General features: G+C 44.5%; 5 protein-coding genes. All 5 read right to left on the bottom strand.

Going from position 1 to position 4,048, the window contains the following annotated elements:
• The coding region (locus ACFVSH_RS23805; protein WP_387708192.1) for a cob(I)yrinic acid a,c-diamide adenosyltransferase at positions 1 to 144 on the bottom strand (144 nt) is incomplete at its 3' end.
• 32 nt (positions 145 to 176) lie between these two features.
• On the bottom strand, positions 177 to 740 hold the full coding sequence (locus ACFVSH_RS23800) for a nitroreductase family protein (protein WP_192204541.1): 564 nt from the start codon (positions 738 to 740) through the stop codon (positions 177 to 179).
• Positions 719 to 1,528, bottom strand: a complete 810-nt coding sequence (gene cobA, locus ACFVSH_RS23795) for a uroporphyrinogen-III C-methyltransferase (protein ID WP_387595834.1) — start codon at positions 1,526 to 1,528, stop codon at positions 719 to 721. Before cobA ends, ACFVSH_RS23800 begins: the two co-directional genes overlap by 22 nt.
• A gap of 35 nt (positions 1,529 to 1,563) precedes the next feature.
• Complete coding sequence (locus ACFVSH_RS23790) at positions 1,564 to 2,958, bottom strand: cobyrinic acid a,c-diamide synthase CobB (RefSeq protein ID WP_387708189.1); 1,395 nt, start codon at positions 2,956 to 2,958, stop codon at positions 1,564 to 1,566.
• 15 nt (positions 2,959 to 2,973) lie between these two features.
• On the bottom strand, positions 2,974 to 4,048 hold a 1,075-nt coding region (locus tag ACFVSH_RS23785; RefSeq protein ID WP_387708188.1), incomplete at its 5' end, for a cobalt-precorrin 5A hydrolase.

Below are 4,048 nucleotides of genomic sequence, written 5' to 3'. Positions count from 1 at the left end.
CAAAGCCAATGCTTCCCCATAGGTACGCTCTGGAGATTTTATGAACTGAAGGTATTTGACATTCATTTCTCTGCCGATTGCCCTTAAAGTCACCCCTAATGAGGCAGTCGTCTTCCCTTTCCCGTTACCTGTATAAATAAGCATTAATCCTCTGCGTGCCACTCACTCACCTACCTTCATAGCCAAACTGTTTTTTCTATGTATGAAGTCCTTTTAGTAGCAGGAACCGGTTGATCGCCTTTAGGGTATCCGACAAAAATGGTGCCGATCACTTTTTTGTTTTCCGGTGAACCGATAAATTCGTGCAGACGTTCATCCCTGACAAGACCCACTCCTCTAGTGCGCCAAACGAATCCGAGACCAAGTTCTTTTGCGGCAAGCCACATCGAATGGACGGCACAACAAGAAGCGAATACATTGTCTTCGGATGAATCCGGATCATCAGGCAAAATATCGGAAGTCACGACGATGATAAGCGGTGTCGTCTTTACAACTTCCAGTGAACTTTCAATCAATTTCGGTTTGGTCGGGAAGCGTTCATGTAAATACCTTTCTGCCAATCTTTCATAACGCTGCTTCGCCTCTCCCTTGATTACATAAAAACTCCAAGGCTCACGCAATCGATCGTTAGGGGCATAGGTAGCCGCTTCCAATAGCTGCCTGATTTTTTGGTCTTCCACTTCTTTTTCTTCGTAATTCCTTATTGCCCGGCGTTCCTTCAGTTCTTGAATGATGGACATTCCGACTCATTCCCTTCAATAATGGACTCTGATTCAATCACTCTTTCAAACCATTGGATTTTTTCTCTTAATTGGACGACATCCCCTACTAGAAAGATTGATGGATTTTGAATTTCTTCTTTTATAGCCTTCATAGAAATCGAACTCAAAGTACCGGTAATCGTCCTTTGATTTTCTGTCGTGCCCCATTCAATGACAGCCACTGGCGTATTGCCGTCCCTTCCATGCTCCATCAATTTTTCACAGATAAACGGCATATTACCTATTCCCATATAAAAGGCGATGGTATCGATGCCCTGAGCCAATGCCTGCCAATTCAAGTTATCCTGCCCCTTGTAATCACGGCCATGGCCTGTCACAATCGCATAACTTGAGGCATGATCACGGTGGGTCACCGGGATGCCCGCATAAGCCGGTGCTGCGATTCCCGCTGTGATTCCTGGGACGATATCATATTCAATCCCATTAGCAGCCAGTATCTCCGCTTCCTCACCGCCCCGCCCAAAGACAAACGGATCTCCACCCTTCAGACGGGTGACGTTTTTCCCCTGTAAGGCTTTTTCCACTAAAAGTTCATGTATTTCATTTTGAATGAGATGATGTTTCCCTGGTGATTTCCCGCAATACACCAGCTCTGCATCTTCTTTTGCATACGTTAATAATTCTGGATTGACAAGCCTGTCATATGCAATGACATCCGCCTTTTGGATACATTCCAGTCCATATACCGTAATCAGTTTCGGATCTCCGGGACCCGCACCGACCAGATGAACTTTTCCCGGTTTCATGCTCGCGCCTCCTCTTAATCTTCAAAAAATATCTTTTACTTGTCGATAGTTTCATGGGCAGATCTGTTTTTTTGTTTTAAGCAAGCATCGATCCAGTTCTTTGCAAGTGTTGGATTGGAAGCAAAATGAAAGTGCGTATACCCAGCAACAAGGTTACCCAATACACACCCCTCTTGTTTCGAACCGAATCTGCCTTTAGCTTCATAAGCATGTGTAAGTTCATCATCCGCTTCAAATGTCGAGTAGTGGAATTCATGTCCTTTGGCCTGCTCCATTTCATTGATCAAAAAATTGACTGGAGTTCCTGTAATTTCTCGATACCCTAGTGCTGCAAGTTTTTTCTGCATTTTAATCCTGCCCGGAATAATACCTGCCATCTGATGCGTTTCTCCGGAAGTCGTTTCAATCGATTTGCTCAAAAACATGAAACCGCCACATTCCGCTAGAGTCGGCATCCCTTTTTCAATGGAGCTTCTGATGGATTTGATAGCACCCACATTACCGGAAAGTTCAGCTGCAAACTCCTCAGGAAAACCGCCTCCTAGGTATAAACCATCAGCATCCAATGGAACTTCATCCCCTTTCAATGGAGAAAAATACTTGATGGTCGCCCCAAATGCTTCAAGCAACTCAAGGTTTTCCTGATAATAAAAATTGAAGGCTGCATCTTTTGCGACGGCAATGCACACTTCCTTTTCATTTTGGGGTTGAAATATATTTGAGTTTCCACTGGAAACGGGGCTTGTCTTGGATAAATGGTACAACTGATCGATATCGATCGTTTCCATGACTAATTGTTCAAGCTTATCGAAAAACGGATTTAGTTCCCCGCGTTCAATAGCTGGAATTAAACCCAAATGACGGCTTGGAATATCTATATCCATTTCCCGCTTCATATAACCAAGCACCGGTACATCGCATTCTTGCTCAATGGCTGATTTGACAATTTTGTAATGCCCCGCACTTCCCACTTGATTGGCAATGACACCAATGATGTTCGGACCGGTCGAAAAGGCCTGAAATCCTTTTACAATGGCAGCTGCACTCCGTGCCATGCTGGCACAGTTGACTACCAACAGGACAGGACTTTGCGTGATGATGCTGATTTCAGCTGTCGATCCTGTATTGGATAAAGGACTTTTGCCATCGAAGAAGCCCATGACTCCTTCGATGATCGATATATCAGATCCGGTACCTGCTTTGGTAAGAATTTCCCGGACAGTGTCATGTTCGAACATCCAACTGTCAAGATTGCGTGAAATCCGTCCTGTAACCGCTGTATGATAAGTAGGGTCAATATAGTCAGGACCACATTTGAACCCTTGGACAGTATAGCCTTTCTTCTGGAGGGCTGCCATGATTCCGATGGTCAACGTTGTTTTACCGACACCGCTTCCGGTACCCGCAATTACCAATCTTCTATCGTTCATATTTGCTTCTCCTCCTTAAAAAGGTATGATGCCAACTGAAATGGTTACGTTACCCGATTTTTTCTTAACCAGCTCCAATTGTTCAGCTTTAGCATAAATCCTCACAGCCGGTTCACTCACTCCATATGCACCCGTGTATTTAAATACTGTTTCCGATGGCGCTTCGATTTTGGCTTGATTAAGCTCCTCCGGTTCATAATGCACGAATTCCCAGCCGTATTTTTCAACTACTTCAATCAAGCCGATTTCGTCTTTCTTTAAGGAAATTGTACAGATCGCTTTAACGCTTTTTAATGAAAACGATAATTCCGCTAGTGTTTCTGCAATCACCTGCTCAATTTCAGCTGCCGCTGTTCCCCTATTGCACCCGATACCGAGGGCAATGACTTTTGGCCGATATACGATCCCATTTTCAAGGATCCCATTTTCCGACTGGCTAAGAATACGGTGAGTTACGACCAGCGCTGCTTGCGGCTTTGCTTGAAGCGCTTCTTCAATGGATGGGTATACGATTATGCGTTCGGGTAATGCCGTTTCATAAGTCCACCAATTCCGTTCACCTGATTCCTGTACAACGGCAACATGCTCTTCATTGACAACGGACGCACTCACTGGCGTCAATTTTTCTGCAGAATCCCAAATCCAGCCGAAGCGCTGTCCGAATAAGTCGACAGGAATCGTTTTTTGAACATCCGAAGCCGTAGTGATTATAGCTCTTGCGTCAAGGGCTGCAGCAACTTCCTTAGTCAGTTCATTCGCTCCTCCCAGATGCCCTGACAGTACACTGATGACATTTTCCCCTTTATCGTCAATGACAACGACACCCGGATCCGTTTTCTTATCCTTCAAAATTGGTGCAATCATCCTGACTACCGCACCGAGTGAAATAATTAATATGATTCCTTTATATTCCTTGAATAAAGCGGGTAATAGCATACGGACACTGCCCGAAAAAAGCTGGACCTGTTTATGCTCTTCGTCCCCTTTTTCAAACTTGCTCATGTAATATAGATCGGAATTCGAAAAAACGGTATGTAATTTTCGTGCCAGCTCGACACCATGCTTTGTAATCGCCACGATTGCATAAGTA

Source organism: Peribacillus sp. NPDC058002 (genome assembly GCF_042886655.1).
In the GTDB taxonomy this organism is placed as follows: Bacteria; Bacillota; Bacilli; order Bacillales; family DSM-1321; genus Peribacillus; species Peribacillus aracenensis.
Note: the sequence above shows the minus strand (reverse complement) of the source record. Positions and strands in the feature narration are given on the sequence as shown.